The organism is Streptomyces carpinensis, assembly GCF_002154505.1.
Taxonomy (GTDB): Bacteria; Actinomycetota; Actinomycetes; order Streptomycetales; family Streptomycetaceae; genus Streptomyces; species Streptomyces carpinensis.
On sequence record NZ_MUBM01000505.1, the window covers coordinates 1 to 6,087 of the forward strand.

Below are 6,087 nucleotides of genomic sequence, written 5' to 3' on the forward strand. Positions count from 1 at the left end.
CCGGCCTCGCTCCAGGCGCGCTGGGCGGACGCGGCCGACGACGCCAAGTCCCTCGGCGGACGGGCCTGGGTGATACTCGGGGCCGGTCCGCGTGGGCCGGTCTGCGCGGACCTCGTGGCCGACGGGCCGCATCTGCTGATCGAGGGACCGTCCGGCAGCGGCCGGACGGAGCTGCTGCGGTCCGCCGTCGCCTCGCTCGCCGCCGCCGAGCGCCCGGACCGCCTCGGCATCGTCCTGCTGGACGGCCGGGACGGCGTCGCCGCGGGCAACGGCCACGGCGAGGGCCTGCGGGTCTGCACGGACGTGCCGCATGTCACCACCCACCTGACCGCCAACGATCCCGTGCGCATGCGGGAGTTCGCCCAGTCGCTGAGCGCCGAGCTCAAGCGGCGGGCCGAGCTGCTGGGGCTGGCCGACTTCAGCGAGTGGCACACCCGGCGCGAGGTCTCCGGCCGGATCGTCGCCCAGCGCACCGGGCCGGGGCGGTCCGGCGCAGCCGACCCGGCGGCGGCCGACCCGGAGGGCGCAGATCTCGACGCCCCGCCCAGTTCCACCCTCCGGCTGCGGCCCGCGGCGGCCCGGGCGCGGGGCGAGGCGACACCGCCGCCGCTGCCCCGGCTGGTGGTGGTCGTCGACGACCTGGACGCACTGGTCTCCCCCGCGCTGGGCTCGCCCGGGCGGCCCTCGGCCGGGTCCGTGATACGCGCGCTGGAGGCGGTGGCCCGGGAGGGCGGGCGACTCGGCGTGCACCTGGTGGCGGCCACCACGCCCGGCGGCCGTACGGCGCAGACGGAGCCGGCGCGCCGGGCCGCGCTGCGGGTCGCGCTGGACGCCCCGGCCTCCGGTCATGGGGGCGCCTCCCTGCTGGAGCGAGGCCGCGAGCTCGGAGGAGAACCGGCGCCGGGGCGTGGCCGGTTGACCGGCGCGGACGGCCGGGTCACCCCGTTCCAGGGTGGCCGCGTCACGGGACGTATCCCGCGGACGGCGACCCAGCGGCCCACGGTCGTCCCCCTGGAGTGGCAGCGCATGGGCGACCCGCCCACCCGCCGCTCGGTCCGGGAGCTGGGCAACGGGCCAACGGACCTGGCCCTGTTGGCCAGCGCGCTGGAGCGGGCCGCGAGGGAGGTGTCGGCCGCCGAGGTGCCCTCTCTGCTCTGACCCCTCCTCAGGTCTCTGCTCCGGCCGCTCCTCGGGCATCGCTGACTTACCGTCACGACGAGGTCACGATCTCCCGCTTGACACCGTGGGCGCTCTTGCCGACTCCCGGACCCCGGCGTAGACCAGAGCGCACGGGACAGGAGAGCACTGGGACGTTCGACGAGGACGAAGAACGGGGCAGTGATGCGCAGCACGAGCAGCACCATCCGGACACACGGGGCCGCAAGGTCCACCAGGCCGACCAGAGTGGCGGCGGCGGTCGCCGCGGGAGCACTGGCTCTCTCCCTCGCCGCGTGCGGCGGCTCGGGCAACGACAAGAAGAGCGGCGACGGCCACAGCAGCGGAGCGAGCGGCGGCCCGGGCGGCGCCGCCGTCACCCTCCCCAAGCTGGACGGCACGACCCTGGAGGTCGCCGCCGTCTGGACCGGCGGCGAGCAGAAGAACTTCAAGCAGGTCCTCGCGGAGTTCACCAAGCGAACGGGCGCGAAGGTCACCTTCGTCCCCGCCCAGGACCCGATCATCAACTTCCTCGGTTCGAAGATCGCGGGCGGGCAGCCGCCGGACGTGGCGCTGCTGCCGCAGCCGGGCGCCATCAAGCAGGCCGTGGACAAGAAGTGGGCCAAGCCGCTCGGCCCGGAGGCGCAGGCACAGCTCGCCAAGAACTACTCTCAGGGCTGGCAGGACATAGGCAAGGTCGACGGCAAGCAGTACGGCGCCTACTACAAGGCCGCCAACAAGTCGCTGATCTGGTACAACGCGAAGGTCTTCGAGAACGCGGGCGCTGCCGAGCCCAAGACCTGGCAGGACCTGCTGTCCACCGCGCAGAAGGTCTACGACTCCGGTGTCACCCCGTTCTCCGTGGGCGGCGCCGACGGCTGGACCCTCACCGACTGGTTCGAGAACATCTACCTCTCCCAGGCGGGACCGGACAAGTACGACCAGCTCGCCCAGCACAAGATCAAGTGGACGGACCCGTCGGTCAAGCAGGCCCTCACCACGCTCGCGCAGATCTGGTCCAAGAAGGACTACATCGCGGGCGGCCCGAACGGCGCCCTGCAGACGGAGTTCCCGGTCTCCGTCACGCAGACCTTCACCGGTGGCGACCAGCCGAAGGCCGGCATGGTCTTCGAGGGTGACTTCGCACAGGTCAACATCGGTGAGACCAAGGCCAAGGTGGGCACGGACGCCAAGGTGTTCCCGTTCCCGGCCGTGGGTTCCACCGCGCCCGTCGTCTCCGGCGGTGACGCGGCGGTGATCCTTAAGGACTCCAAGGCGGCGCAGGCGCTGGTGACGTTCCTGGCCTCGTCCGACGCGGCGACGATCCAGGCGAAGCTCGGCGGCTACCTGTCCCCGAACAAGAACGTGCCGAACTCGGCGTATCCGAACGAGGTGCAGCGCAAGATCGCACAGGCGCTGATCGCGTCGGGCGACAACTTCCGCTTCGACATGTCGGACCAGGCGCCGCAGGCGTTCGGCGGCACGCCCGGAAAGGGCGAGTGGAAGGACCTCCAGGACTTCCTGAAGAACCCTTCGGACGTCGCGGGCACCCAGGCGAAGCTGGAGAAGGACGCGGCGGCGGCGTACGGCAACGGGAGCTGATGAGGCGATGACCGCTCGCACCCACCGAGGAGGGGGCCGGCGATGACGTCGGCAGCCGCGGAGGGCGTCGCCAAGACGACGGCGACGCCCTCCGCTCCCCGTGGCCGCAAGAGCGTGACCGGCACCCGCAGGACCGTGGCCGCCCTCTTCCTGCTGCCCGCCCTGGTGCTGCTCGGCGCGCTCGTGGTGTACCCGATCGGGTACTCGATCGTCCGCAGCCTCTACGACTCCTCCGGCGACCACTTCGCCGGGTTCGACAACTACAAGGCGCTGTTCACCGACGACGGCATCCGCACCGCGCTGAAGAACAACATCATCTGGGTGGTGTTCGCCCCGGCGGTCGCCACCGCGCTCGGCCTGGTCTTCGCGGTGCTGACCGAACGGGTGCGCTGGGGAACGGCGTTCAAGCTGGTCGTCTTCATGCCGATGGCGATCTCGATGCTGGCGGCCGGGATCATCTTCCGGCTGGTGTACGACCAGGACCCGGGCAAGGGCGTCGCCAACGCGGTATGGGTGGGGATCCACGACACCTTCGCGCAGTCGTCGGCGTTCCCGAAGGCGCACCCGGGCCGCAACTCACCGCTCAGGGCCGACCACGGCGGCTTCCTCACCACCAGTCCGGTCCACACGGGCCAGTCGGTCGCCCTGCCACTGGTCGGCGTCGCCCCCGACCAGATGCCCCACAGCGCGAAGAAGGCCGTCCAGGCCACGTCCGAACCGGGGAAGATCACCGGTACCACCTGGCAGGACTTCACGCGCGGCAAGGGAGTCGGCCGGCTCGGCGCGGTCGACCCGTCCGAACTGGGCTACTCGGGCATGCGGATCGAGGCCGTCAAGGACGGCAAGGTGGTGGCGACGGCGAAGGCCGCCGACGACGGCACGTTCACACTGCCCGCGAAGGCCGACGGCGCCCTGCTGAGGCTTCCGGCGGGCAACTTCAAGGAGCCGTACAACGGGGTGGACTGGCTGGGCCCTTCCCTGGTCACACCGGCCATCATCGGGGCGTACGTGTGGATGTGGGCCGGGTTCGCGATGGTGCTGATCGCGGCCGGGCTCGCGGGCGTGCCGCGTGAACTGCTGGAGGCCGCCCGGGTGGACGGTGCCAACGAGTGGCAGGTGTTCCGCAGGGTCACCGTGCCACTGCTGGCGCCGGTGCTCGCGGTCGTCGCCGTCACGCTGATGATCAATGTGCTGAAGATCTTCGACCTGGTCTTCATCATCGCCCCCGGCTCCTCCCAGGACGACGCCAACGTGCTGGCCCTGGAGCTGTACCGCAAGGGCTTCTCGGAGGGCCGGCCGGGCGTCGCGAGCGCCATCGCGGTGTTCCTGCTGCTCCTGGTGATCCCGGTGATGTTGTTCAACATGCGGCGCTTGCGACGGGAGGTGCGCCGATGACGGCGGAAGCGGAGGTTCTTCCCCCGAGGACGGCCACCGGGACCGTGAAGGCCAGGCAGTCCTTCGCCGCCCGCCTCTCCGAGGCCGTCAGCGGCGGCCTGGTCCGCGTGTTCCTGATCGTGGTGGGCCTGTTCTGGCTGGTGCCGACGATCGGTCTGCTGCTGTCGTCGCTGCGCTCCCCGGAGGACATGAGCGCCAGTGGCTGGTGGACCGTCTTCAGCAAGCCCTCGCAGCTGACGTTCGACAGCTACCAGAAGCTGCTGGAGAACAGCGACATCACCAGCTCTCTGCTCAACACCGTCCTGATCACCGTCCCGGCGACGGTCCTGGTGGTCGTGGTCGGCTCGCTGGCGGGCTACGCGTTCGCGTGGATGGAGTTCCCGGGCCGCGACTGGTGGTTCCTGGCCGTGGTCGGCCTGCTGGTCGTGCCCGTTCAGGTGGCGCTCATCCCGATCGCCGAACTCTTCGGAAAAATCGGCCTGTTCGGCACCATCTTCGGGGTGGTGCTGTTCCATACCGGGTTCGGCCTGCCGTTCGCCGTGTTCCTGCTGCGGAACTTCTTCGCGGAGATCCCCCGCGAGCTGCTGGAGGCGGCCCGGCTGGACGGTGCCGGTGAACTGCGCCTGTTCGCCCGGGTCGTGATGCCGCTCGGCGGGCCGGCGATCGCGAGCCTCGGCATCTTCCAGTTCCTGTGGGTGTGGAACGACATGCTGGTGGCGCTGGTGTTCACCAAGTCCGGCACCCAGCCGATCACGGTCGCCCTGCAGACGCAGGTACGGCAGTTCGGCAACAACATCGACGTACTGGCGCCCGGCGCGTTCATCTCGATGGTGATCCCGCTGGCCGTGTTCTTCGCGTTCCAGCGGCAGTTCGTGTCCGGCGTGATGGCCGGCGCGGTCAAGTGACCACACGATCCGGCGATCAGGGGCGGGCCGTCACCGGCCCGCCCCCCTGCGTCCACCCGCCGTCCCCCACTTGCCGTACCGGAACGTGACCAATTCACTCCATCGGACGTTGCCGGGCACAGCCCCGTCGTGACGGAAGCGACATGACGGGGCATTCCGCCCGCACCGACCCTTGGATGTCCCCGTTGCCCCGGTTCAGTGTCATCGTCCCCGTGTACCAGGTCCAGGCGTACCTGCACGAGTGCCTGGAGTCGGTGCTGTCCCAGTCGTTCATGGACCTCGAACTGATCGCCGTCGACGACTGCTCACCGGACGCGTGCGGCGCGATCATCGACGAGTTCGCCGCCCGTGACCCGCGCGTCAAGGCGGTGCACCTGGCGGAGAACCAGGGTCTGGGCCGGGCCCGCAACGCGGGGATGGCCCAGGCCACGGGCGACTACCTGGTCTTCCTGGACAGCGACGACACGCTCGCGCCGGACGCGCTCTGGTCGATGACGACCCGCCTGAAGGAGACCGGGGAACCGGACGTCCTGGTCTACGACTTCGCGTGCACGGACTGGACCGGCAGGGCGGTCCGCGACGACGTCACCGGCCCCCTGAGCGAGGACGGCCCGGCCCCCTTCCGCCTGGCCGACCGCCCCGACCTGCTCCTGGTGCTGACGGTGGCCTGGAACAAGACCTGCCGGCGGGACTTCGTGGAGCGCGAGGGCTTCACCTTCCCGACCGGCTACGACGAGGACGCTCCGTGGACGTATCCGGTGCTGCCGGCGACGGAGTCGATCGCCACCCTGGACCAGGTGTGCGTGCACTACCGGCAACGCCGTCGGGGCAGCGTCCCGGGCACCACCAGCCGCCGGCACTTCGACGTCTTCGAGCGGTACGACCGGGTGTTCGCCTTCCTCGACCGGCGCCCGGAACTGGCCCTGTGGCGGCCCTTGTCGTTCCGCCGCGTGATCGACCACTTCTCGACGGTGTTCTCCCGGCCGAGCCGGCCGCCGCGCGGCTGCCGCGCCGAGTTCCTGCGCCGGGC

5 protein-coding genes are annotated in these 6,087 nt (G+C 70.8%); all 5 read left to right on the plus strand.

Annotated elements, in window-relative coordinates:
- Positions 1-1,158, plus strand: a 1,158-nt coding sequence (locus BZY54_RS44980; protein WP_279634764.1) for an FtsK/SpoIIIE domain-containing protein, incomplete at its 5' end; no start/stop codon positions are given.
- A 183-nt stretch (positions 1,159-1,341) separates the two neighbouring features.
- The gene (locus BZY54_RS44985) at positions 1,342-2,757 is read left to right on the plus strand and encodes an ABC transporter substrate-binding protein (RefSeq protein ID WP_086731137.1); all 1,416 of its coding nucleotides are present in this window, start codon (positions 1,342-1,344) and stop codon (positions 2,755-2,757) included.
- Between the two features lie 42 nt (positions 2,758-2,799).
- Positions 2,800-4,152 carry a carbohydrate ABC transporter permease gene (locus BZY54_RS44990; RefSeq protein ID WP_208640960.1) on the plus strand — a complete coding sequence of 451 codons (1,353 nt, stop codon included), beginning with the start codon at positions 2,800-2,802 and terminating at the stop codon, positions 4,150-4,152.
- Positions 4,149-5,057 carry a carbohydrate ABC transporter permease gene (locus tag BZY54_RS44995; protein ID WP_086731138.1) on the plus strand — a complete coding sequence of 303 codons (909 nt, stop codon included), beginning with the start codon at positions 4,149-4,151 and terminating at the stop codon, positions 5,055-5,057. Before BZY54_RS44990 ends, BZY54_RS44995 begins: the two co-directional genes overlap by 4 nt.
- Positions 5,058-5,242: 185 nt before the next feature.
- Positions 5,243-6,087: glycosyltransferase family 2 protein (locus BZY54_RS45000; RefSeq protein WP_143668300.1), on the plus strand; the 845-nt coding region annotated here is incomplete at its 3' end.